This is a genomic window from Niabella hirudinis (assembly GCF_051201075.1).
In the GTDB taxonomy this organism is placed as follows: Bacteria; Bacteroidota; Bacteroidia; order Chitinophagales; family Chitinophagaceae; genus Niabella; species Niabella hirudinis.
On the sequence record NZ_JBPEHJ010000005.1, the window covers coordinates 422,537 to 444,229 of the forward strand.

The following is a 21,693-nucleotide window of genomic DNA, read 5'->3' on the forward strand; positions in this document are numbered from 1 at the left end:
TTGCCTGTTTTATAGAAGATTGGCGATACCTTTGCAGCCGTATCATGGATCATACTGAAGAAATTATACAATTAAGTTTCAAGGACTTGGATCATCCGCCATCGCTGGAACTAAAGGCGCACCGGGTGCAGCAAATCCCCGGTGCCGTGCAGTATGAGATCAAGCGGTACAACCGGTCTGTAAATATTTTAACGGAAGACATGGGCATGCTGGTGTATGAGTACAACGGCCAGAAACCGAAAGAAAACAACCTGAAACTAATATTTTGTATTGCGGGAAACAGGTATTGTTCCCGCGAAAATTGCAGCAAATGCGCTGCCGGCCGCGCCAAAGATTGTGAAGACAGTACAGAGAGCATTGACGTGGTAAACGTCCGGTTTATGCCGGCCCATCTATCCCAATTTATAAAAACAAGAACCACTAATAATTTCAGCGACTCGCTGCTGAAATTCAAGCATAAAGTTTCCTTTACCCGCACACTGCCGCTTTGCTGCAAGACCAAAACGGTAATTGAAGGCTTGCTCGAAAACAGTTATCAAGGTACGCTGGAAAACATTTACGTAAATGCACAGCTGCAGATGCTGTTATTGCTGACCATGGATTCTATGGCGGATGAAAAGCAACTGGAGGTCATCAGCTGTAAATTCCTTTCTAATGAAGCAGACAAGGACAAGGTAGAAAAGGCCCGGGAAATCCTGATCAAACATATTGGTGAGCCGATCACTATTAAGGAGCTAAGCCGGAAGGTAGCTATGAACGAGTGCTATCTTAAAAAAGGGTTTAAGGAAATGTACGGCACCACCATTTTTGATTTTTACCAGAACCAGCGGATGGAGCATGCCAAATACCTGCTTTATGAAAAGGGCCTCAGTGTAACCGATGTTTCGATGATGCTGGGTTATTCCTCCATCTCGCATTTCAGCACTGCCTTTAAACGGCTTACGGGGCTAAAGCCCTGTGAGTTGCTGTTTGCCTCCAAATAACAGTGATGCGCTGTTTTATCCTTTGTGAGTCTTAAGGAAACGGCATTGAATGGTCGATGGTCAATAGTCAATAGTTTATGGAGTATAAAGCCGGATCCAATCTTGAACTTGAAACCTGAAACTTTAAACGTGAAACCTGATCTACCGCGTCTGCGCCGGAAGCTCCAAATCCCGCTTCAGCATCTGATCCCTGTTAGCTATTTCCCAGGCCGTATAAAAAATCATTTTTGCTCTTTTGGCCATCAGCGGGAAATTGATCTTTTCAATCGTATCTGTAGGTTTGTGATAATCGGCCTTTAGCATTCCGTCATAAAAAAAGAGAATGGGAACGCCTTTCCGGGCAAAATTATAGTGGTCGCTGCGGTAGTAGATCTGTTCTTTATCATTGGGGTCATCAAACTTATAATCCAATACCAGTTTGGTATATTTATTATTAGCACCCTCATTGACTACCGGCAGATCTGTGCTCAGCTTATTGTGGCCTATTACGTAAACATAATTCAGGGTATCGGCACTCATCCGCTCCGTATCAATACGGCCAATCATGTCAATATTCAGATCCGCGGTGGTTTTATCCAGGGGAAATACAGGATTCTCGGAGTAATATTCCGAACCCCAAAGCCCTTTTTCCTCACCGCTTACCGTCATAAACACGATCGTTCTGCGGGGCCCCTTGCCGGCTTTTTTTGCCCGGGCAAAAGCCTCAGCCATTTCCAGAACGCTCACGGTTCCGGAACCGTCATCATCGGCGCCATAGTAAATATTTCCGGCGGCATCTTTACCTACATGGTCATAGTGCGCGGTAATGAAGAGGTATTCGTCTTTTTTATCAGTACCCTCAATAATACCAAGTATATTGGAGGCCGTGGCCTTATTTTTCTGCAGCTGATAGTCCAGTTTAAGTGTGGCCTGGCTAATACCCGGCGCCGCCTGGCCGTTATCCAGGGCTGCTTTTACCTCCTGAAAGCTATGGCCGCTTACTTTCTCTACCACGTCAGCACTTATATAAAAAACCGGGGGGGTAGCAGCCGGTGCGTGTTGCTGCCAGTCTGGCCGGTACGTTGCACGGATTTTAGCACGGGCCGGAATCTGGTCGGTAGCAATCAGGATAGCGGCGGCTCCCTTCACCAGGGCATTGGTCACTTTTGCCATTGTGGTAGTTGAAGCCTCCCGGCCTTCTTTAGTGGGTGTAAACCCCGTGGGGGCACCGGCAATAATCACCACCAGTTTTCCCTTAACGTCCATGCCGGCATAATCATCCCTGCCGGCATCTACTATCCCATATCCGGCAAACGCGTATTCTTTGTAATCGAGGTTAATCTTTTCGTCTTGTAACCACATGGGCGCCACATCCTCAAATGCTTTAAAAGGCATGCCGTTCACCAGCAGGTTCAGCTGTGTCAGAGAGTCTTTCGACAACTGGAGCGTTTGCCGGTAGCTTCCGTTATTTCCGGGTTCCAATCCCAGCTTCTTAAAATGGGCGGTGATGTATTCCGCAGCTTTTTCGAGACCCGGCGAGGGCGTATTTCTTCCTTCCATTTCCGCGCTGGCAATCACGCTGAGATGGCTTTTCAGATCGGCTGTGGTAATGGTGCGGGCAAAAGTTTCGGGGTTTGCCTTTTTCTGAGCAGTAGCGACCACAACCGCGCAAACCGCTGCCAGGGTAAAAAGATGTTTCATCATACTTCTCATTTTCTGTGTTGGCTGCCAAATGCTTTATCAGCAGCTGATTTTGGCAACCCGGTTTTGATGGCGGCCACCTTCAAACCCGGTAGCAATAAAGGTTTCTACCATCAGCTCTGCAACATCCTCGGGGATAAACCGGGCGGGAACGCAGAGGATATTAGCGTTATTATGCTTGCGGGCCAGCTCGGCAATTTCTTTATCCCAGCAAAGGGCAGCCCGCACCCCCTGATGTTTATTAGCCGTTATGGCAACCCCGTTTCCACTGCCGCAGAGCAATATGCCAAATGCATAGTCCCCGCTTTCAATCGCTGCGGCAACCGGGTGCGCAAAATCGGGATAATCGGCCGATTCCGAAGAATGTGCCCCAAAGTCTTTAAATGCGAATCCTTTTCCTTCCAGGAAGGAAATGACATATTGTTTGTACTCAAATCCTGCATGATCACTGCCAATAGCTACAGGTTTTGTAAGATCAAATGTTGTTTCCATAACCGATATTTTTAACTCCACTCCTGTGGATTGTCTGATAATCGCTTCCGTTCAATTCTTGATGCCAGCGCCACACTTACTTCAAAAAGAATGTACAGGGGCGCAGTAACTACCGCCAGGCTAAACGGATCTGTTGTAGGTGTAATAATGGCTGCAGCAATCAGTACCACTACAAATGCGTGCCTCCGGTATTTTCTGAGCACCGTTCCGGTAAGAATGCCGGCTTTTGCCAGCAATAGTACCACTAAGGGCAATTGAAAAAGCAACCCAATACCCACGGTGGTATAGATCACATTCTCCAGGTAGTCCGAAAACGTAGGAATGATCTGGATCTGATCACTCAGTTTATAATTAAAATAAAAACTTACCATTAACGGGGTAAGAATAAAATAACCAAAAGCCACTCCAATAAAAAACAATATAGATACCCATAAGATAATTCCGGTGGTACCTTTTTGTTCTTTATCGGACAAGGCCGGTTTTACAAAGCGCCAGATTTCCCAGAAGATATATGGGAAGGCCAATATAAACCCGCCTACAAAAGCTACAGTAAACGATGCTATGAACTGCCCGGTCATGGTGGTTTCCTGGAACTTGGGCTCAATTTTAAGGCAGAGTCCATCTATTCCCATACTCTGTCCTGCCTTGCACAGCCATTGTACGGAGATAAAGTCGGGCCTCGTTGGTCCGAAAATAATATCATTCACAAAAAAATTGGAAAATATAAAAACAACAATGGCACTAACCACCACGGCGATTACGCTGCGTATCAAATGCCATCTTAAAACTTCCAGGTGATCGATAAAGGACATCTCATCCTCGCCACCACTCCTTTTCTTTAAAAAATCCAGTAAAGCCATTGTATATTAAAAATGGAGGACAAAGATGCGTATAAAAAGCGCAAAAGTCAGGCTTTTGGTATATCTATTTTAATTTTTTCATTTTGACCATCTCGATCCGGGTATCGTTTACCCCTAAAATGTCAAATTCAAAATCACCGATGATGATCCGTTCCTTTTGAGCAGGAATGGTTTCATAAAAATTGATGATATATCCCGACAACGTTTCCGAATCTTCTTTATCCTCAAACTCAAAATCGTATTTTTTTCCCAGGTAATCCAGCTCCATCCTTCCCGAAAAAATGTATTCATCTTCTGATATCCGCTTTTCCACAAAAAGCTGGGTATCATATTCGTCCCATATTTCGCCAAAAAGCTCCTCCAGCACGTCTTCCATGGTAATGATCCCAGCCGTGCCACCAAACTCATCCACCACCCAGGCAATGCTTTTGGATTCCTTGCTGAATTTATTGATCAGCCCCACCGCTGTCATGCTTTCCGGAACCGCGATAATGGGAATCAGGGCCGATTCGATATCCGCCGGTTTCTTAAAAAGGTCTAATTCATGCGCAAACCCCAGGATATTATCAATGGTCGACTCATAAATAATAATCCGGCTTTTTTTTGTTTCAATAAATTTCTGGATGAGTGTTTCCACGGGGGCATTCACATCAACCGCAATAATCTCTTTGCGGGGCACCATGCTTTGCCGGATCTTGATATTGGCCAGCTCCTGTGCATTTTCGAGCAGGTGGGTGCTGGTTTCCTCCCGCAGCGTGGTGCGGCTGTCGCGAAACATAAATTGCAGGTCATTTCGGGCAAACGGCGATTTTCCTTTATCAAGCCGTACATTAAATACATATTTCAGAATCCAGTTTGCCAGCCTGAAAAGCGCCGCCGTAATGGGATACAGGAGCCAAAGGATAAAATTGATAAACACGGCCAGACGGCTCAGCAGGGTATTGCTATTGGCCCTGAAAACCGCCCGGGGTATAAATTCTACAAATACCAGGATGATGAGGGTATTCAGCACAATCTCCAGCAGGATCTGGGCGGTTCTGGAATTAATGCCGCTTTTTTGCCAGAAAGGAATCAACACTTCGCTGGTTTGCAATACAAAGATAGTAAGGGCCGTTATATACCCAATAACCGTAGTTCCCCAGAAAATTGCCGGTGTATCTACAAATTTACCCAGCAACCGCCCGGTTAACGTGCCTTGTTTTCTTTTCAGCTCAATGTTCAACCTGCTGGCGCCAAAGAACGCCATTTCCACGCCGGCAAAAAAGATCATGAACAGCAAAGAAAAGATCCACATTAATAGCTGCCATTCCATAAGATAAAGATATATAAATGCTACATGATATTCAGGAATTTCCGTACCAGGGCTTCCGTTTCCGCACAGGCCTCCTCCAGATCATCATTCACCACCACCTTATTAAAATGATTAATGAATGATAGTTCATATTCCGCTTTATTCAGGCGGGTCTGGAGGGATTCCTCGCTTTCACTTCCCCTGGAAATCAAACGCCTCCGCAGTTCCTTTACAGAAGGCGGTTCTATAAAGACCGACAGGCTCTCTTTTGGATACTGCTGCTGCACATGAATGGCTCCTTTTACATCAATATCCAGCAGGGGATACCTGTTTTGCTTCCAGAGCCGCTGCAATTCGCTCTTCAGTGTTCCATAGTATTTGCCCTCATAAACCATTTCCCACTCTACAAATTCGTTGCCCTTGATCTTTTCTGTAAACGCTTTCTCCGTGATGAAATAATAGTCCTTTCCGTCCACTTCCCATGCCCGGGCCTCCCGGGTAGCCGCAGAAATGGAAAAGGATAGTTGCGGAATTTTTTTTAGTAAATGGTGGGTAATCGAAGTTTTTCCCGCGCCCGAAGGCGCGGTAAGGATAATAATTTTATGGTGCCCATCAGCGCCGGATGCAAGGGGAAAATATAGAAACGGACGGTTATTGAATATCATGCACCTGCAAAATACTAAATAATTTAAAATCCGCGGTTTTCAGTTGTCTGGTACTTTGAAAGACTGGGGCAGCTGTTTGCCTGTTCCTTATCGATCAGTATATAAAAAGTAGGGATCTTTTTTTCGAGCCATTTATCCAATTCCTCGCTTCTCTTCTGATCCAGGGCCCTTTCCGCGATTTTAGCATAGTCGTCATCCAGATTTAACCGGTGCGGTTCCGAACGGGATTTCAGGTAAACCAGGCGCACCCCCTTTTTGCCCTCTTCATTAGTAAAACTTACGGGTTGCGACAGGTCACCCACCTTCATATCTTTGATCGTGTTTACCATGTCCTTATCCAGCGCATCAATATTTACATAGGTAGAGCCATCCCTGTTTAAAACAAAGGGCCCATAGTTTTTTACGCTTTCATCATCGCTGTATTTATAGGCCGCATCTTTGAAGGAAATTTTTTTGGCCTCAATATCCGCGCGCACCGAGTCGAGCCGGGCATGCGCCAGTTTCAGTTCATTGTCGGTTACGGGGGGCACCCGCCGGATCATCCGGACCTGGGCATTATCACCACGCCGGCTTACCTGCTGGATCAGGAAATAACCAAACCTGTTAGACTTTACGGGCTGCGAAATTTCGCCTGCTTTTAACCGGAAAGCTGTGGAGAGGAATACCGGGTCCCAGGTTTTATCTGAACGGTTGAGTTCTAAAGCGCCCCCGCGTTCCCGGCTGACCGGGTCTTCAGAAACCCGCTTGGCCAATGCCTCAAACGTGGTCGCACCGGATTCAATTTGCTTTTTATAATTCTGCATTTCATTATAGATGTATTCATCCACATCTTTGGATGCCGGAGGCAGGATGGAGATTTGCCCCACTTCCAGCTCGGACTCTATGAACGGTAAACTGTCCGTAGGAACCTTTTCAAAAAAAGTCTTTACTTCTGTAGGCGTGATATGCACGCCACTCACTACTTTTTTCCGCATTGCTTCTGCAAGCATATTCTCGCGGATCAATGGCCGTTGGTCATCTTTTAGCTGGTATATTGTTTTCCCTGCAAGCGTTTCTACTTCCGCCTGACTTCCATATTGCATAATCAGGTTACGCACTTTAAGATCCATTTGTGCCTCTACTTCTTCATCAGTAAGGGGTATAGAATCGCGTTCTGCCTGCAGGGCCAGGACTTTGGAAAGCAGGGCCTGCTCAAAAATCATACAGTCCGCATTGGGGGGTAGTTTTTCACCGTAACGCGCTGCATCTTTGATCGTATTTTGAATATCGGAATACAGGATGATCCGGTCGCCAACCACTCCAATAATTTTATCAACCACTTCCTTGCTGGAACGGCCCTGGGCCATAACAACAGCAGAAAGCAATAGCGCTAAAGCAGTCAGCGTCCCCTTTATTGAAAAAAGACCTGTTCTTCTATTCTTACTAAACATAATTCAAAAATAAATCTGCAGGGGATTTCCTCCTCCAAACAGTGCTGTATTTAACAAAAGTTTGTTGTCTGTTTCAATGAAAAACACCAGCCGGCTGTTCCGACTGATGTTCTGATCCATAATTTTCAATGCCAAAAATAACTACAAAGTCCGTTTTACTTCCTCCAGCTCATACGCTTCCACCACATCGCCTATCCTAATGTCATTGTAGTTTTTAATAGTCAGACCACACTCCATGCCGTTTAACACCTCCTTGGCATCATCTTTAAACCGCTTGAGGGAGCCCAGTTCCGCCACGGCATTTTCACCGGTCGGGTAAATCACAATACCATCCCGGATCAGGCGTACTTTATTGTCCCGTTTGATGCGGCCATCCAGTACCAGGCATCCTGCCACCACGGCCTTATCAAATTTAAACACTTCGCGTATCTCCACATTACCAACGATCTTTTCCTTCATCGTTGGTTCCAGCATACCCTCCATTGCGCTCTTCACTTCGTCAATTGCCGTGTAAATGATCGAGTACATCTTGATCTCGATACCCGCATTTTCAGCAATGCGAGATGCCTGCTGTGACGGGCGCACGTTAAAGGCGATCACAATGGCGTCCGAAGCTTCTGCCAGTACGATATCGCTTTCATTGATCTGTCCTACACCTTTATGGATCACATTTACCAGGATTTCTTCCGTGGAGAGTTTTTGTAAAGAGTCGCTTAATGCTTCTACGGAGCCGTCCACATCCCCTTTAATGATCACATTAAGTTCTTTAAAGTTACCCAGGGCAAGGCGCCGGCCAATTTCATCCAGCGTAATGTGTTTCTTCGTACGCATTCCCTGCTCTCGCAGGATCTGGGAGCGACGGTTGGCAATGCTTTTAGCTTCTGCTTCTTCCTGGTAAACTTTAAATTTCTCCCCGGCCTGCGGCGCACCATTCAGGCCCAGCACAACAGCCGGCGCAGAAGGGCCTGCGGCATCATCGCGCTTATTCCGTTCATTGAACATCGCTTTCACGCGGCCAAAATACTGGCCGCTCACAATCAGATCGCCCGGTTTTAATGTACCATTTTCGACCAAGAGTGTGGCCACATAGCCTCTTCCTTTATCAAGGGTTGCTTCAATGATGGTTCCTGTTGCTTCCCGGTCAGGATTTGCTTTCAGATCCAGCAATTCGGCTTCCAGTAATATTTTTTCCAGCAGTTTATCCACGTTCAAACCCTGCTTGGCGCTCAGTTCCTGGCTTTGGAATTTTCCGCCCCATTCTTCTACAAGAATATTCATTTGCGATAACTGCTCATAAATTTTCTGGGGGTTGGCACCGTCTTTATCAATTTTATTCACTGCAAATATCATGGGTACGCCGGCCGCCTGCGCGTGGCTGATGGCCTCTTTTGTTTGCGGCATCACGGCATCGTCTGCTGCTACCACAATAACCGCGATATCTGTAACCTTGGCGCCTCTTGCCCGCATGGCCGTAAATGCCTCGTGCCCCGGGGTATCCAGGAAGGTAATCTCTTTTCCACCGGCCACTTTTACGCGGTAGGCACCAATATGCTGGGTAATACCCCCGGCCTCCCCTGCTACCACGTTTGCATTCCGGATATAATCCAGCAACGAAGTTTTACCATGGTCTACGTGGCCCATGATGGTTACAATCGGGCTTCTTGGAACCAGTTCTGCATCATCATCTTCCTCTTCAGCTTCTTCCTCCATTTCCATCTGCTGTTCCATATCAATGAAGGACACATCATATCCAAATTCGCTTGCAACCAGCTCAATCACCTCTGCATCGAGACGTTGGTTAATGGATACCATGATTCCCAGGCTCATACATTTGCTGATCACATCCGCGAAGCTTACATCCATCAGGCTGGCCAGTTCACTTACACTGATGAACTCCGTTACCCTTAATGTTTTGTCTACGCCCTCTTCTTCCATGGCCTCAGCAGCTTCATTACGCTTATCTCTCCGGGCTTTTGCACGCATGCTTTTTTGCTTGTTGCCGCCACCGCCGCTGAGTTTTGCCTGTGTTTCCCGTATTTTTTCCTGGATCTCTTTTTCGTCAATCTGTTTTTCTTCGCGATGGGGCCGGTGCCGGTCTCTGAAATTGCCTTTTCCATGATGGCCGCCACCGCCATGCTGCTGACCGCCGCTGCGCCCGGGCTGGGTTTGCTGACCACCATGCGGCCGGCGCTGATCCGGATCGGCCTTAACTTCTTTCTTTTCAATCGGAATACGTTTCCGCTTCCGTTTTTCATCCCGTTTGGGGCGGGTATCGCTATCTACAGGAAGCTCAATCTTGCCCAGGATCTTTGGCCCTTCGATCTTTTCGGCCTGGATCTTTGTGATCTGTACTTCTGCAGGTTTTTCCTCTTCTGCGGCGGGTGCAGGTGTTTCCACTACCTCCGGTTTTTCTTCAACGGCGGGCACTGGTTCCTGGCTTGCGGCAACCGGCTCTTCTTCCCTGGGTTTTGGCGTTTCGGGGACAGGTGTTTCCTTTTTCGCTGCTTTTTTAGGGCGAGTCGAAAAGTCGATGGCCGACAAATCGATCTTATCGATGATTTTTGGCCCTCCAATGCCCGTCTTTGCCACGGGAGCAGGAGCTTCCTCGGCGGCGGCTTCTGTGCTTTCAGTAACCTCAGGCTGCGGAACAGGTTCCGGCACCACTGCAACAACATCCGGTTCTTTAGCCGGAACTTCCGGCGCCACCTCAACAACTTCAACCGGCAGCGTTTCAATAACCGGCTCTTCTTTTTCGGCCGGGCGCGTTGCAGGCTTTGGCGTCTCTTCCTCCTCACGACGCTTCTTGCCATCGCCACCTAATCCCTTTGGTAAATCAACCTGGTCGCTGATAATTTTTGCGGCTTTGTCCCCATGAAATCCCTGTTGCAGGGCAATAACCATTGGTTCGGTAAGCTTGGACGTGGGTTTCAGATCGTCTTTTGAAAACCCTTTGCCTACCAAAAAATCAACAAGTGTTTGCTGGCCAATATTAAAATCTTTGGCCGCCTGTAATAATCTTGGAAGTTTTATCTCTGCCATTCAGTTTTTTTAATGAGGAAATATTGGAGAATTTGAAAATCTCGTTTTATTCCCGCTCCAATTCTTCTTGTAAAATTTTTCGAACATCATCGACCGTTTCTTTCTCCAGGTCGGCTCGTTTTTCAAGCTCGCCGGGAGACATCCGCAATACGCTGCGGGCCGTATCGCAGCCGATCTTCTTTAATGCATCAATCACCCATTCATCAATTTCATCTGCAAATTCTTCCAGGTCCACATCAAACTCTTCTTCCTCGTCTTCAGTATCGCGGTACACATCCAGCTCATAGCCTGTAAGATCAGACGCCAGTTTAATGTTTACTCCCCTTTTGCCAATAGCCAGCGAAACCTGGTCGGGTTTCAGGAAAATGCTGGCATGCTTTCCTTCCTGGTCCAGGCTCATGCTGGTGATTTTTGCAGGAGTCAGTGACCGCTGAATCAGTAATTGCATATTGGTGGTCCAGTTGATCACATCAATATTTTCATTTTTCAATTCCCGCACAATACCATGTATCCGGCTTCCCTTCATACCCACACAGGCCCCTACAGGATCAATACGGTCATCGTAGGATTCCACCGCCACTTTTGCCCTTTCTCCGGGTTCCCTTACAATTTTTTTAATGATGATAAGGCCGTCAAAAATCTCCGGCACCTCAATCTCCAGCAATTTTGCAAGAAAATCGGGAGCCGTCCGGGAAAGAATGATTACGGGGTTATTATTTTTCAGATCCACCCGGGTTACCACGGCGCGGATATTTTCTCCTTTTTTGAAATAATCCTGGGGGATCTGCTCGCTTTTAGGAAGAATCAGTTCGTTCCCCTCTTCATCCAGCAATAAAATCTCCTTCTTCCACACCTGGTATACTTCAGCACTTATGATTTCCCCAATGCGGTCTTCGTATTTTTTAGCCAGTACGTTTTTCTTCAGATCGCTGATGCGCCCTGCCAGCGTTTGTTTGGCGGCAAGGATAGCCCTGCGGCCAAAGTCGATCAGGTCAATCTCCTCGTACAGATCTTCTCCTACTTCATAGTCCGGCTCCAGCTTTACAGCTTCGGAATATGCAACCTGGGCCAGCGGGTCTTCCACTTCCCCATCTTCCACAATAGTCCGGTGCCGTACTATTTCCAGGTCACCTTTTTCGGCATTAACGATCACATCAAAATTCTCATCACTTCCGTATTTCTTGCGGAGTAATGTTTTAAATACATCCTCAACAACTTTCATCATTGTGGGACGATCTATATTTTCTGCATCTTTAAAATCCTGGAATGCCTCAATTAAATTAATACTTGCCATAATGAAGTACGATTTACCTTAATGAAATCACAGCCCCTGAGCTGTTTACTTTTTAAAATTTAATTTGAATTTTTGTTGTTTTAATTGTTTCCAATAAAATCGTATGCTCTATTCTTTCTGTTTTTTTCCCCTTTCCCCGGATTTCTGCCACCACAATGGCATCATCTGCTACAGAAAACAACTCCCCCTCCGTCTTTTGCCCGTCTAACTGGGTCACTTCCACATTGCGACCCGTATTTTTATGATACTGGCGGTGCAGCTTCAGCGGCTCATCCAAACCCGGCGATGATACTTCAAGCGAAAAATCGCCATCCGGAAACAGGCCTTCCTCTTCAATCTGTTTATATAAAGCCCGGTTATACTTTACCAGGTCATCAATACCAACCCCGTTATCACCATCAATGAATATCTTAAAATTATTGGTCGGTTTTATGCGAATGTCTACTAAAAAATGAGACGGGTTTCCCTGTAGCAACGCAACTGCTTTTTCCTGTAATTTCTGAATGATTGCCTCTTTATCCATAATTCTGAAAAAAGAAGAAGGGAACGCCTCCGTTCCCTCAATCTCCTTTTCTGGCGCAAAATTAAGGCAATTATAGCAAACCGACCAATTTTTACGACTATTTTCCTAAACCCGTTGTATTTCGGTACAGGCGAAATGCCTTGTTGTGAAAAAAAGACGGCGGCAACAACAATTTTACAATTGTAACGTTATACTTTTACTTTACTATATGTCTGTCATTTTATACGCCATATTATTTTTTTTACTATACAATTTTGTTGTAAAAGTTGCCCTGCCCGTATACCGCACTACCCGCCAGATAAAAAAGCAATTTTCCCAGATGAAACAGCAGTTTCAGCAACCGGGCAACCCACAGCCAGAGCCGCAGGCCCCGCCTCAAAAGGAAAAATCCCGGGTGGGCGAGTATATTGATTTTGAGGAGGTGAAATAGTTAACTGCTATGATCCTGCACAATTTTCCAGTGCCCCGCTATCTTTTTTAGCACCAGAGTAAAATGCCCCTTCAGATCACCCATTTTCCGGGTCAGCTGCCATTTTCCCACTACATTATAAAAACCGGAGCCCATTGGCTGTAATTTCAACAATGTAAACTTCAGGGTACCCATTGCATTCTTTGAAGGATAGTTTTTTCGGTAATTGTCCAGGGTTTGCTGCCAGCCATAGGTAACGCCGTTTTTCCCCACAAAAAGGAGTGAATCATTGTTCCAGTAAGTAGCCATAAACCCCTCCAGGTTTCCCTGGTTCCAAGCGGTTGCCTGCTGCTCCATCAATGCCTTTATTTTCTGAACATCGTTTTGTGCATGACCGGCAATAACCGCGATACCTAACAAAAAAAACAAACTATATTTTTTCATATTGAGATTTCAGATTTGAGCCCTCAGCATTAATAATGATCATGATTACAATCATCGGCATGTGCATGGTTATGGCTGCGGCAGTACCTGTAATTGACGATATGCGCCGATATGATAAAAACGACCGCCGGCACTAATAGCAATGTATGATACTGAAGATAAACCTGTTTTAACAGCAGAAAAAGAATCCCTGTAGTAAATAGCAGGAGCGGCAATCGCTTATGATGATGAAATTTATACCCATGCCGCAACGAATACATACCAACCACAAAAGCAAGCGCAATCATTCCCAGTTCAAAAGCCAGGTTTTCAATGATATTGACGCCAAAAAGCGGGAGGCTTGCCATAAACAGCGGTAAAACGGCGCAGTGAATGGCACAAATAACAGAAGCTGAAATCCCCAAAACATCCCAATTAATTTTTGACCTCATGTTGCAAAAATAAAAAAAAGAAACATTGTTGCAAATATTTTATTTAGCGCTTCTAAATAAACGTTTTTACACCTCAATTGTTAAGTTGTTGGAATACCTTTGCACTTCAATTTTTACAGCATGTCAAAAAAAGCTATTTTTTATATCTCTTTTTTCGTTCTCCTGTCAATCGCCTTTTACCTGACTGCGGTTTATTTTATCCCTGGTTTCAACAGCCGCAAACTGGAGCCGATCAGTAAAGTGGGAAAATTTATATTTACCAACCAGGATGGTAAACCATTCTCCAATAAGGATGTGGAAGGGAAAATATATGTGACTGAATATTTTTATACAACCTGCCCGGGAATTTGCCCGATGATGAATAATAATATGAAACAGGTATATGAAAAATACAAAGGAACGCCCGGATTTTTGATCGTATCCCATACCTGCGATCCCGAAAAAGATTCGGCCGCCCGGCTAAAGCATTATGCCGACTCCATGAAAGTGGATACCCGGCAGTGGGTGTTTTTAACCGGAAGAAAGGATAGTCTTTATAAAATGGCCCGCCTGAGTTACACGATTGATGACCCCAAAAACTATTTTAACTCCGATGAAGATGATTTTTTGCATACCCAATTTTGGGCGCTCGTGGATCGAAAGGGAAACGTATTGAAAATTTATGACGGTTTAAAGCAAAAGGAAATCAACCGCCTGATAGCGGACATCGCCGATGAGTTAAAAAATTAAATTAAGTAACTTTAGGTTATGGATAGCATTATTCATATATTAAAACAAAATAATTTAAGCGTTACAGAAGGGAGGCGCAGGATCCTGTCGCTCTTCCTGAACAGCGATGGTGCATTGGCCCATGCCGATATCGAAAAAAACACCGGCAGTCATTTTGACCGGGTTACGGTTTACCGGACGCTGCAATCTTTTGTAGATAAGGGAATCATACATACCATTCCCACATCAGACAATAGTATTAAATATGCCTTGTGTAAAGACGAGTGCGGCGAAGGGCATCATCATGATCATCATGTGCACCTGGTATGCAGTAAATGTGGGCATACCTTTTGTTTGGACGATGTGGTAACACCATCTATTAAATTACCGCACGCCTATACAATACAGCAGGTAGAAGTAGTGGTGAAGGGCATTTGCAGATCCTGCAACCAGTAAAAAAAGAAGCCCTCATGTAGACACATCAGGACTTTTGATTAATGTTTTGACTAACTGCTAATTTACAGCCGTAAGTCATTTTTTCCAAATAAAAATGTCTTAATTTTTACCTCCGCCAACCAGCGAGTACAGTACCGAAGAGCCCAGGGAAAGCAAGATGCTGAATATCAATGCCCACCAAAAACCATCTACCTCCACCCCTTTAAAAAAGTGAGCCGCGATCAATACCATAAAAGCATTGATCACTAATAAAAATAATCCCAGGGTAACCAGGGTAACCGGAATGGTGAGGATCACCAGCAAGGGCTTTACCACCGCATTGAGCAAGGCGAGCACCAGCGCAAATAGCGCTGCCGTTTTTATATCTGCAATCTTAACGCCGGACAATATATTTTGAAGCAAATAAGCGATGAGTCCGGTAATGAGTACCTTAAGAATGAAATTCATGAAACCAGGAATGTTTATTAAAAGTTAAAGGTAGCTAAAATTGAAGGATTCTGAATGGAAACCAATCATCTTTTGAACAAGCCTGTTGTTCACCGGAAAATATATCACATTTTTTTGGTAACTTGTAGTAGTAAAATCATCCTCCAAAATGAATTATTATGAACCTCCAGGAACAACATAATGAAAATAAGAAAGAGGATTTAAAAGATCTTCCCAAAAAACATGAAGGGGACCCTCAGGAAGACATGGAAGGTCCGGTATCTTCCCTGCTACAACGGGGAAAAGAAACCATTGATAAAATAGGGGATAGAAAAGGACATATCGAGCATCCCCCGGGTGATAATAAAAAATAATCATTCCCTTTTGTGTGGTCAGATCCTTATAAAGGCTGTACAATTGCAGCGCATGCACGTAATGCCATCCATACATTACTGATAGCATGCAAGGGATGATTATTGTTCATTTTTGGAGTGCATAAGTAACGATCTGTCCTGCTTTGGGAACAGCCACATATATCCGGCAAAAGATCACTTCTCCGGCAAGTGCCTTACGGACCGGTCATAAGAGCATGTAACACTAAAACCAGACAAATATGGACAATTTTAATCAGCCCGCACCCCAGCAGCAGGAAGGCGGCCTTTTCAGGAATCTTGAGATCAATGAGCAGGGAAAAGTTTACATTGGTGAAGCCTCCAAATGGGCCCGGTTCCTCGGCATTATCGGTTTGATTGCCCTCTCTGTTATTCTTATAGCCGGGGTGGGAGTACTGATGGCAGGCTCTTCCATGATGCAGGCCAGCGGAATGCCGATCCCCGGTGCCGCCCTGGGGTTGATTTATATCGTTATGGCATTGCTGTATTTCTTTCCTTCGTTTTATCTATACAAGTTCGGAAGCATCACCCGAAAGGGGGTCCAGACCGAAAATATCGCCGACCTGAATGAAGGACTCCGTTATCTCAAAAGCTTTTTCCGCTTTGCAGGCATCCTTGCCATTGTGATCATTGGTTTTTATATTATTGCTTTCCTGGCCTTTGGCATGGGCGCCATAACCTCCCGGTTCTGATTCCCTATTTCATTAACAACCAGTCATTTACCCTTGTTGGCCAGCTGTCCGCAAGCCGCATCAATATCCTTTCCGCGGCTACGTCGTAAACGGGCGTTTACCCGGTTCTTTTCCAGGTGTTTCATAAATGCATCTACTTTTTCCTCAGAAGGCTTGGTAAATTTTGCAAACTCAATGGGGTTGTACTCAATCAGGTTCACCAGGTCTGCCGGCACCTGGCGATAAACTTTGATCAGCTCATCCGCATCTTCGAGCGAGTCATTAAAATTGTTGAACAGGATGTATTCAAAAGTGATCTCGTTCTTTGTTTGCTTATAGAAATAATTCAATGCCTCAATCAGCGATTGTATATTATTGGTGTCGTTAATGGGCATGATCTCATGGCGCTTTTTGTCGTTGGCCGCGTGCAGGGAAAGAGCCAGCTTGAATTTCACCTGGTCATCCCCCAGCTGCCGGATCTGTTTGGCTACGCCCGCCGTAGAAACGGTGATCCTCCGGGGGCTCATGGCCAGCCCCTCGGGAGAAGTGATCCTTTCGACTGCTTTTAATACATTTTTATAATTGAGCAGCGGCTCACCCATGCCCATAAACACAATGTTGGTGAGCTTTTTATCATATACTTCCAGTGATTGCTGATTGATCAGGGCTACTTCATCAAAGATCTCGTCAAAAGTCAGGTTCCGTTTCCGCTCGATATAACCGGTAGCACAGAATTTGCAACTCAAACTGCACCCGATCTGTGAACTAACGCAGGCGGTTTTACGCTCATCGGTAGGAATCAGAACGCCTTCGGTAAAGTAGCCCTCTGTTGTTTTAAACCGGGATTTTATGGTGCCATCTTCCGAATGTTGTGTGGTATCTACTGTGAGGGCCGGAAAACTAAACCGGTCGCCCAGTTTCTGACGTAGCTCCTTGCTGATATTGCTCATGGCATCAAAGCCCTGTACCGGCTTCAGCCACAACCAGTCATATACCTGCCGGGCGCGGAATTTTTTTTCCCCGATGGACAAAAAATAATCCTCCAGGTCGGTAAGGCTGAGGGTACGGATGTTCTGCTGCTTTGTGTTCATCCGGCAAAGATACGCCCCCTTTCAGGTTTAAAGTTCCTTTATCTTTGCGCCATGAAGATTTTAATGGTATGCCTGGGCAATATTTGCAGGAGCCCGCTGGCAGAGGGGATTTTACAAAAAAAAGCGGCGGAGCTGGGATTGAACTGGGAGGTAGACAGTGCCGGCACCAATGGCTACCATACGGGGGAAACACCCCATCGCCTGTCGCAAAAAGTGGCGGCCTTACATGGAATTGATATTTCGGGCCAACGGGCCCGGGATTTTGTAGCTGCAGATTTTGACCGGTTCGACAAAATATATGCCATGGCCGGGGATGTGATCGATGAGATCCGGTACATTGCCCGCAGCCGGTTTGATGCTTCAAAAGTAGACCTCATTATGAATGAGATGGAACCCGGCAGGAACAAAGACGTTCCGGACCCCTGGTATGGTCCCGAACCGGGCTATCATGAAGTATATGATATGCTGGATAAAGCCACAAACAAAATTATTAAAAGATACCAATAGCGTATAGTTCATGAATCATGGTTCATAGCAGCCATGAACAATGAACCATCAACAATGAACTAAAAAAATGAAACCATCCCTGCCACAAGGAACAAGAGATTTTGATGCGGCAACCGTACGCAAACGCAACTATATTTTTAATACCATAAAAGAAGTTTTTGAGCTATATGGCTTTCAGCCGCTGGAAACACCGGCCATGGAAAACCTGGACACCCTGATGGGTAAATATGGCGAGGAGGGAGACAAACTGATCTTTAAAATCCTGAACAACGGGCTGGACAATGCAGCAAAGGCCGATAAAATAAAGGCCGGATTCGAAAAAGTAATGGAGGGCAGGTCCACCAAGGATATTACCGAACGGGCGCTGCGTTATGACCTAACGATTCCGTTTGCCCGTTATGTGGCTATGAACTATAACCAGCTCACCCTCCCTTTTAAGCGTTACCAGCTGCAGCCGGTATGGCGGGCAGACCGGCCTCAAAAAGGGCGGTACCGCGAATTTTATCAATGCGATGCCGATGTAGTGGGCAGCCGCTCCCTGATCAATGAACTGGAGCTGGTGGCTATTTATGCCACTGTTTTCGGAAAACTGAGGCTACCGGTAGAAATACGGATCAACAACCGGAAGATACTCACCGCACTGGCAGCACAGTGTGGCGGCGCCGAAAAAATGACCGATATTGCCATTGCCATTGATAAACTGGACAAGATTGGCATGGATAAAGTAAAAGAAGAACTGGCCGAACGGGGACTTTCTGATGACCAGGTGCGCCTCATTCAACAGTTTCTGGAGATAAACGGAACCAATAAGGAGAAACTGGACCGTTTGAAATCCATCTTTTCCGAAAACAGCACCGGACAGGAGGGTATCCGGGAACTGGAATACATTATTGAGAAGTCAGAAATCAGAAATCAGAAATCAGAAATAAAAATCGATGTTACCCTGGCCCGCGGGCTCAATTATTATACCGGAACTATTTTTGAAGTAAAAGCCCTAAACGTGCAAATAGGCAGCATTGGCGGCGGCGGCCGTTATGATGACCTTACCGGCTTGTTTGGCGTACCCAATATACCGGGTGTAGGTATTTCCTTTGGTGTTGACCGTATTTATGATGTGCTTACCGAGTTAAACCTGTTTCCCGCCGATGTATATAACGGCACCACACTGCTGTTTTTTAACTTAGGCTCCGCGGAAGCAGAAAAGGCATTTGAGTTGATGCAAACCCTTCGTGCAACCGGTGTGGCATGCGAGCTTTTTCATGAAACGGTCAAGTTTGACAAACAATTCAAATACGCCGACAAAAAAGGAATCCGCCATGTGGCCATCCTGGGTAGCAAGGAACTGGAATCGGGAGCGGTCATAATAAAAAATTTACACTCCGGCAGCCAACAACAGGTAACCTTTGACGATTTGAGGAATTATAGCTTTGAGTAAGACGTTATTTAGTGAAAAGTATTCTATAATAGGCATTCATCGAAAAATTTACAGATGGGCGAAGATTCGTTCAAAAACACAAACAACAAAACCAATATAACATGACAAACGTGAAAAACAAAGGCCTGTTGATTTTAAGCATCGGGCTTGCATTTTTGATCACCGCCTGTAACAAGGGAGGCAAAACCGGATTGCTGGTACCAGACGATGCGGCAATGGCGCTTCATATAGACCTGGCATCTCTCTCCTCCAAACTGACCTGGGCAGAAATCAAACAAACCTCCTGGTACACCAGTGCCCTGAACCAGGCAACAGATTCTCTCGTAAAACAGCTGTTGAACGATCCCGAAACCTCGGGTATCGATCCAAAAGGCAATCTCGTATTCTTTTTAAAACGGAATAGCAGCAACGGCTATCTGGCATTTGAGGGGAGCCTCAAAGATGCCGCTAAATTTTCCAGGGTTATTGAGCAAGGCGGCAAGGGAAATATAAAGATTGAAAAAGACGGGGAATACAGTTTTGTAAAATCACCGGACGATGATAATGCCGTGGTTTATTTTAATGATAAATTGTTCATTGCCATTATTGATGCATCCGGTATGAACAAAGGGCTTGCCGGTAACCGCGGTGGCTTTGGCGGCAGCACCGAAAAATACCCGCTGGATAGTTTGAAACTTCTGGCTAAAAACACCTTCCAGCTAAAGGGCAGCAAGCTGCTGGATAGTGACAAGCGCTTTGCGGACCTGATCAGCGACAAGGCCGATATGCATGTGTGGGTAAACAGCGGAAATCTTTACAGCGGTTTAGCCGGCGGCATTATGTCCATGATGAAATTTAATGCATTGCTCGATGGCGCCATCACGGCCGGTAAAGCTAATTTTGACAACGGTAAAATAACTGCTGACTTTAAAAGCTACTATAGCAAGGAAATGACCGATCTGTTGAAGAAAAACAGCGGCAGTCACATTACGGCTGAAACTATCAGCCACCTGCCGGACCAGGAGGTATTGGCCGCATTTAGCATGAGTTATGCCCCGTCTTATATAAAAGACCTGATCAAACTTTTAGGATTTGATGGCATTGCCAATGTCGGTCTTGCCCAATTGGGAATTTCCATTGACGATTTTACCAAAGCCAACGGGGGTACACAATCATTTGCAGTCACGGATGTTACGATAACCGGAAAACCGGCCACTATTACATTAGATAACGGAAAAACCATCCCTTACGAAAAAGACGATACCAAATTTGATTTTGTTTTTGGATCATCCGTGGGCGACAGAACCAGCTTTCAGAAACTGATTGATGCTTTCAGAAAAACAATCGATAAAGAAATGCCCGTAAAGGATAGCACCCTGGAGCGTATCAAAAGCAAACTTACCGACAAATGGTTTGCCCTTGGAGGATCCGAGGCAGATGTGAATGCCTTTCTTGGAGGTGGCAAAAAACCGGTCTACGCTCAACCATTTACCGGCCATAGTATGGGCGGGTATGTGAACCTTCAGAAGATCTTCACAACCATTATAGCCAACACCAAAAAAGACACGACTTATAAAAACAACCTGGAGGTTTCGGCCAATTTCTGGAAAACAATTACCATGCACTCCGATATCAAGGGCGGGGAAGTTATCAGCAAAGTGGAGATTAACCTGGCAGACAACCAGACCAATGCACTGAAGCAGCTGAACCAGTATATCGATAAAATGTACCGGGCAATGCCAAAAAAAGAGGTGATCGATGTGGGAGAAACGGCGCCGATTGCAGATACAGCAAGATTGGCAGCGTCACCGGCATCCGAAAATTAACCAAGGCCCCTCATGAAAATTGAGATCAAGAACTTATTACCGCTATATTTTGAAGAGGAGCGCAAATCCATCTCGGATATCTGGGGAAAGGAGCGCTCCTTTTCCAACGGCGACCTGGTGAATATTGTGGCCCCATCCGGTACCGGCAAAACATCGCTGATCCATTTTCTTTACAAAATGAGGGAAAGCTATAATGGCAGCATTTTGTATGATGGCAAGCCGCTGAGGCAGTTCAGCCGGGAGGAAACTGCGGCCCTGCGAAAAGATCATGTAAGTATTATCCTCCAGGATATGCGGCTTTTTGAAGACCAAACCCTCCTGGAAAACCTGGAAATCAAGCGACAGCTCAACCCTTATCATCCGCAGGAGCGGATCACCGAAATGGCGAAAAGACTGGGAGTTGACCACCGGCTGAATGCACTGGCGCAAAACTGTTCCTACGGCGAACAGCAACGGGCGGTAATCATCCGGGCGCTGTTACAACCCTTCGATGTTTTATTAATGGATGAACCCTTCAGTCACCTGGATCATGCGAACTCCCAAAAAGCCACTGAGCTCATCCTTGAAGAAGCGGCCCGCAGAAATGCCCTGGTCATTTTTGCTGAACTTGAAAAAGCCGGCAGCTTCCCGGCAACCCATTTGTTTCATCTGTAAATTTTTA

The 21,693-nt window shown here is 45.7% G+C and carries 23 protein-coding genes; 10 read left to right on the forward strand and 13 right to left on the reverse strand.

The features are described from left to right. The first annotated feature begins 44 nt into the window (after window positions 1-44). Window positions 45-983, forward strand: a complete 939-nt coding sequence (locus GGU45_RS12665; protein ID WP_435225245.1) for a helix-turn-helix domain-containing protein — start codon at window positions 45-47, stop codon at window positions 981-983. Window positions 984-1,124: 141 nt separating this feature from the next. Here GGU45_RS12665 and GGU45_RS12670 read toward each other — a convergent pair whose 3' ends face one another. The 9 genes from GGU45_RS12670 to GGU45_RS12710 form a co-directional block, all read right to left on the reverse strand. Then, window positions 1,125-2,666, reverse strand: coding sequence for a M28 family peptidase (locus tag GGU45_RS12670; protein WP_435225247.1), 1,542 nt, complete (start codon window positions 2,664-2,666; stop codon window positions 1,125-1,127). 36 nt (window positions 2,667-2,702) lie between these two features. Continuing rightward, on the reverse strand, window positions 2,703-3,155 hold the full coding sequence (rpiB, locus tag GGU45_RS12675) for a ribose 5-phosphate isomerase B (protein ID WP_435225249.1): 453 nt from the start codon (window positions 3,153-3,155) through the stop codon (window positions 2,703-2,705). A gap of 11 nt (window positions 3,156-3,166) precedes the next feature. Further along, the gene (gene tatC, locus GGU45_RS12680) at window positions 3,167-4,015 is read right to left on the reverse strand and encodes a twin-arginine translocase subunit TatC (RefSeq protein ID WP_435225251.1); all 849 of its coding nucleotides are present in this window, start codon (window positions 4,013-4,015) and stop codon (window positions 3,167-3,169) included. A 64-nt stretch (window positions 4,016-4,079) separates the two neighbouring features. After that, window positions 4,080-5,327 carry a hemolysin family protein gene (locus tag GGU45_RS12685; RefSeq protein WP_435225252.1) on the reverse strand — a complete coding sequence of 416 codons (1,248 nt, stop codon included), beginning with the start codon at window positions 5,325-5,327 and terminating at the stop codon, window positions 4,080-4,082. Between the two features lie 20 nt (window positions 5,328-5,347). Further along, on the reverse strand, window positions 5,348-5,971 hold the full coding sequence (gene gmk, locus GGU45_RS12690; protein WP_435225254.1) for a guanylate kinase: 624 nt from the start codon (window positions 5,969-5,971) through the stop codon (window positions 5,348-5,350). Between the two features lie 23 nt (window positions 5,972-5,994). After that, window positions 5,995-7,401 (reverse strand): peptidylprolyl isomerase, encoded by a 1,407-nt coding sequence (locus GGU45_RS12695; protein WP_435225256.1) that lies wholly within the window; start codon window positions 7,399-7,401, stop codon window positions 5,995-5,997. A gap of 141 nt (window positions 7,402-7,542) precedes the next feature. Next, window positions 7,543-10,440 (reverse strand): translation initiation factor IF-2, encoded by a 2,898-nt coding sequence (gene infB, locus GGU45_RS12700; protein WP_435225257.1) that lies wholly within the window; start codon window positions 10,438-10,440, stop codon window positions 7,543-7,545. Window positions 10,441-10,486: 46 nt separating this feature from the next. Next, entirely contained in the window at window positions 10,487-11,734 is a 1,248-nt protein-coding gene (gene nusA, locus GGU45_RS12705; protein WP_435225258.1) for a transcription termination factor NusA, read from the reverse strand. Window positions 11,735-11,786: 52 nt separating this feature from the next. Next, complete coding sequence (locus GGU45_RS12710; protein ID WP_435225260.1) at window positions 11,787-12,257, reverse strand: LSm family protein; 471 nt, start codon at window positions 12,255-12,257, stop codon at window positions 11,787-11,789. A 208-nt stretch (window positions 12,258-12,465) separates the two neighbouring features. Between GGU45_RS12710 and GGU45_RS12715 the strand changes: the two genes are divergently transcribed. Continuing rightward, window positions 12,466-12,687, forward strand: a complete 222-nt coding sequence (locus GGU45_RS12715) for a hypothetical protein (protein ID WP_435225262.1) — start codon at window positions 12,466-12,468, stop codon at window positions 12,685-12,687. Here GGU45_RS12715 and GGU45_RS12720 read toward each other — a convergent pair whose 3' ends face one another. Continuing rightward, window positions 12,688-13,110: a YybH family protein gene (locus GGU45_RS12720; protein ID WP_435225263.1), complete on the reverse strand. Its 423-nt coding sequence runs from the start codon at window positions 13,108-13,110 to the stop codon at window positions 12,688-12,690. 29 nt (window positions 13,111-13,139) lie between these two features. Beyond that, on the reverse strand, window positions 13,140-13,541 hold the full coding sequence (locus GGU45_RS12725) for a MerC domain-containing protein (protein WP_435225265.1): 402 nt from the start codon (window positions 13,539-13,541) through the stop codon (window positions 13,140-13,142). Between the two features lie 120 nt (window positions 13,542-13,661). Between GGU45_RS12725 and GGU45_RS12730 the strand changes: the two genes are divergently transcribed. Continuing rightward, window positions 13,662-14,270: an SCO family protein gene (locus GGU45_RS12730; RefSeq protein ID WP_435225266.1), complete on the forward strand. Its 609-nt coding sequence runs from the start codon at window positions 13,662-13,664 to the stop codon at window positions 14,268-14,270. An 18-nt stretch (window positions 14,271-14,288) separates the two neighbouring features. Continuing rightward, window positions 14,289-14,705, forward strand: a complete 417-nt coding sequence (locus GGU45_RS12735) for a Fur family transcriptional regulator (protein WP_435225268.1) — start codon at window positions 14,289-14,291, stop codon at window positions 14,703-14,705. Window positions 14,706-14,804: 99 nt separating this feature from the next. Here GGU45_RS12735 and GGU45_RS12740 read toward each other — a convergent pair whose 3' ends face one another. Continuing rightward, the gene (locus GGU45_RS12740) at window positions 14,805-15,152 is read right to left on the reverse strand and encodes a phage holin family protein (RefSeq protein WP_435225270.1); all 348 of its coding nucleotides are present in this window, start codon (window positions 15,150-15,152) and stop codon (window positions 14,805-14,807) included. A gap of 158 nt (window positions 15,153-15,310) precedes the next feature. Here GGU45_RS12740 and GGU45_RS12745 point away from each other — a divergent pair, with 158 nt between their 5' ends. Both GGU45_RS12745 and GGU45_RS12750 read left to right on the forward strand, forming a co-directional pair. Beyond that, a complete protein-coding gene (locus tag GGU45_RS12745; protein ID WP_435225272.1) occupies window positions 15,311-15,505 on the forward strand; it encodes a hypothetical protein in 195 nt (64 codons plus the stop codon). A 239-nt stretch (window positions 15,506-15,744) separates the two neighbouring features. Then, a complete protein-coding gene (locus GGU45_RS12750) occupies window positions 15,745-16,215 on the forward strand; it encodes a DUF5362 family protein (RefSeq protein WP_435225274.1) in 471 nt (156 codons plus the stop codon). A gap of 23 nt (window positions 16,216-16,238) precedes the next feature. Here the strand turns inward: GGU45_RS12750 and rlmN are convergent, their stop codons facing one another. Continuing rightward, window positions 16,239-17,285, reverse strand: a complete 1,047-nt coding sequence (gene rlmN / locus GGU45_RS12755) for a dual-specificity RNA methyltransferase RlmN (RefSeq protein ID WP_435225275.1) — start codon at window positions 17,283-17,285, stop codon at window positions 16,239-16,241. 51 nt (window positions 17,286-17,336) lie between these two features. Here rlmN and GGU45_RS12760 point away from each other — a divergent pair, with 51 nt between their 5' ends. The 4 genes from GGU45_RS12760 (at window position 17,337) to GGU45_RS12775 (ending at window position 21,686) form a co-directional block, all read left to right on the forward strand. After that, the gene (locus GGU45_RS12760) at window positions 17,337-17,792 is read left to right on the forward strand and encodes a low molecular weight protein-tyrosine-phosphatase (protein WP_435225277.1); all 456 of its coding nucleotides are present in this window, start codon (window positions 17,337-17,339) and stop codon (window positions 17,790-17,792) included. A 67-nt stretch (window positions 17,793-17,859) separates the two neighbouring features. Beyond that, on the forward strand, window positions 17,860-19,227 hold the full coding sequence (gene hisS, locus GGU45_RS12765; RefSeq protein WP_435225279.1) for a histidine--tRNA ligase: 1,368 nt from the start codon (window positions 17,860-17,862) through the stop codon (window positions 19,225-19,227). Window positions 19,228-19,328: 101 nt separating this feature from the next. Next, a complete protein-coding gene (locus GGU45_RS12770; RefSeq protein WP_435225280.1) occupies window positions 19,329-21,032 on the forward strand; it encodes a DUF4836 family protein in 1,704 nt (567 codons plus the stop codon). Between the two features lie 12 nt (window positions 21,033-21,044). Then, complete coding sequence (locus tag GGU45_RS12775) at window positions 21,045-21,686, forward strand: ATP-binding cassette domain-containing protein (protein ID WP_435225282.1); 642 nt, start codon at window positions 21,045-21,047, stop codon at window positions 21,684-21,686. The last annotated feature ends 7 nt before the right edge of the window (window positions 21,687-21,693 follow it).

Bases quoted from the DNA above. Each gene is read 5' to 3' on its own strand.
- GGU45_RS12665 (WP_435225245.1), top strand. From the start codon at position 45: ATGGATCATACTGAAGAAATTATACAATTAAGTTTCAAGGACTTGGAT.
- GGU45_RS12670 (WP_435225247.1), bottom strand. From the start codon at position 2,666: ATGATGAAACATCTTTTTACCCTGGCAGCGGTTTGCGCGGTTGTGGTC.
- rpiB (WP_435225249.1), bottom strand. From the start codon at position 3,155: ATGGAAACAACATTTGATCTTACAAAACCTGTAGCTATTGGCAGTGAT.
- tatC (WP_435225251.1), bottom strand. From the start codon at position 4,015: ATGGCTTTACTGGATTTTTTAAAGAAAAGGAGTGGTGGCGAGGATGAG.
- GGU45_RS12685 (WP_435225252.1), bottom strand. From the start codon at position 5,327: ATGGAATGGCAGCTATTAATGTGGATCTTTTCTTTGCTGTTCATGATC.
- gmk (WP_435225254.1), bottom strand. From the start codon at position 5,971: ATGATATTCAATAACCGTCCGTTTCTATATTTTCCCCTTGCATCCGGC.
- GGU45_RS12695 (WP_435225256.1), bottom strand. From the start codon at position 7,401: ATGTTTAGTAAGAATAGAAGAACAGGTCTTTTTTCAATAAAGGGGACG.
- infB (WP_435225257.1), bottom strand. From the start codon at position 10,440: ATGGCAGAGATAAAACTTCCAAGATTATTACAGGCGGCCAAAGATTTT.
- nusA (WP_435225258.1), bottom strand. From the start codon at position 11,734: ATGGCAAGTATTAATTTAATTGAGGCATTCCAGGATTTTAAAGATGCA.
- GGU45_RS12710 (WP_435225260.1), bottom strand. From the start codon at position 12,257: ATGGATAAAGAGGCAATCATTCAGAAATTACAGGAAAAAGCAGTTGCG.
- GGU45_RS12715 (WP_435225262.1), top strand. From the start codon at position 12,466: ATGTCTGTCATTTTATACGCCATATTATTTTTTTTACTATACAATTTT.
- GGU45_RS12720 (WP_435225263.1), bottom strand. From the start codon at position 13,110: ATGAAAAAATATAGTTTGTTTTTTTTGTTAGGTATCGCGGTTATTGCC.
- GGU45_RS12725 (WP_435225265.1), bottom strand. From the start codon at position 13,541: ATGAGGTCAAAAATTAATTGGGATGTTTTGGGGATTTCAGCTTCTGTT.
- GGU45_RS12730 (WP_435225266.1), top strand. From the start codon at position 13,662: ATGTCAAAAAAAGCTATTTTTTATATCTCTTTTTTCGTTCTCCTGTCA.
- GGU45_RS12735 (WP_435225268.1), top strand. From the start codon at position 14,289: ATGGATAGCATTATTCATATATTAAAACAAAATAATTTAAGCGTTACA.
- GGU45_RS12740 (WP_435225270.1), bottom strand. From the start codon at position 15,152: ATGAATTTCATTCTTAAGGTACTCATTACCGGACTCATCGCTTATTTG.
- GGU45_RS12745 (WP_435225272.1), top strand. From the start codon at position 15,311: ATGAACCTCCAGGAACAACATAATGAAAATAAGAAAGAGGATTTAAAA.
- GGU45_RS12750 (WP_435225274.1), top strand. From the start codon at position 15,745: ATGGACAATTTTAATCAGCCCGCACCCCAGCAGCAGGAAGGCGGCCTT.
- rlmN (WP_435225275.1), bottom strand. From the start codon at position 17,285: ATGAACACAAAGCAGCAGAACATCCGTACCCTCAGCCTTACCGACCTG.
- GGU45_RS12760 (WP_435225277.1), top strand. From the start codon at position 17,337: ATGAAGATTTTAATGGTATGCCTGGGCAATATTTGCAGGAGCCCGCTG.
- hisS (WP_435225279.1), top strand. From the start codon at position 17,860: ATGAAACCATCCCTGCCACAAGGAACAAGAGATTTTGATGCGGCAACC.
- GGU45_RS12770 (WP_435225280.1), top strand. From the start codon at position 19,329: ATGACAAACGTGAAAAACAAAGGCCTGTTGATTTTAAGCATCGGGCTT.
- GGU45_RS12775 (WP_435225282.1), top strand. From the start codon at position 21,045: ATGAAAATTGAGATCAAGAACTTATTACCGCTATATTTTGAAGAGGAG.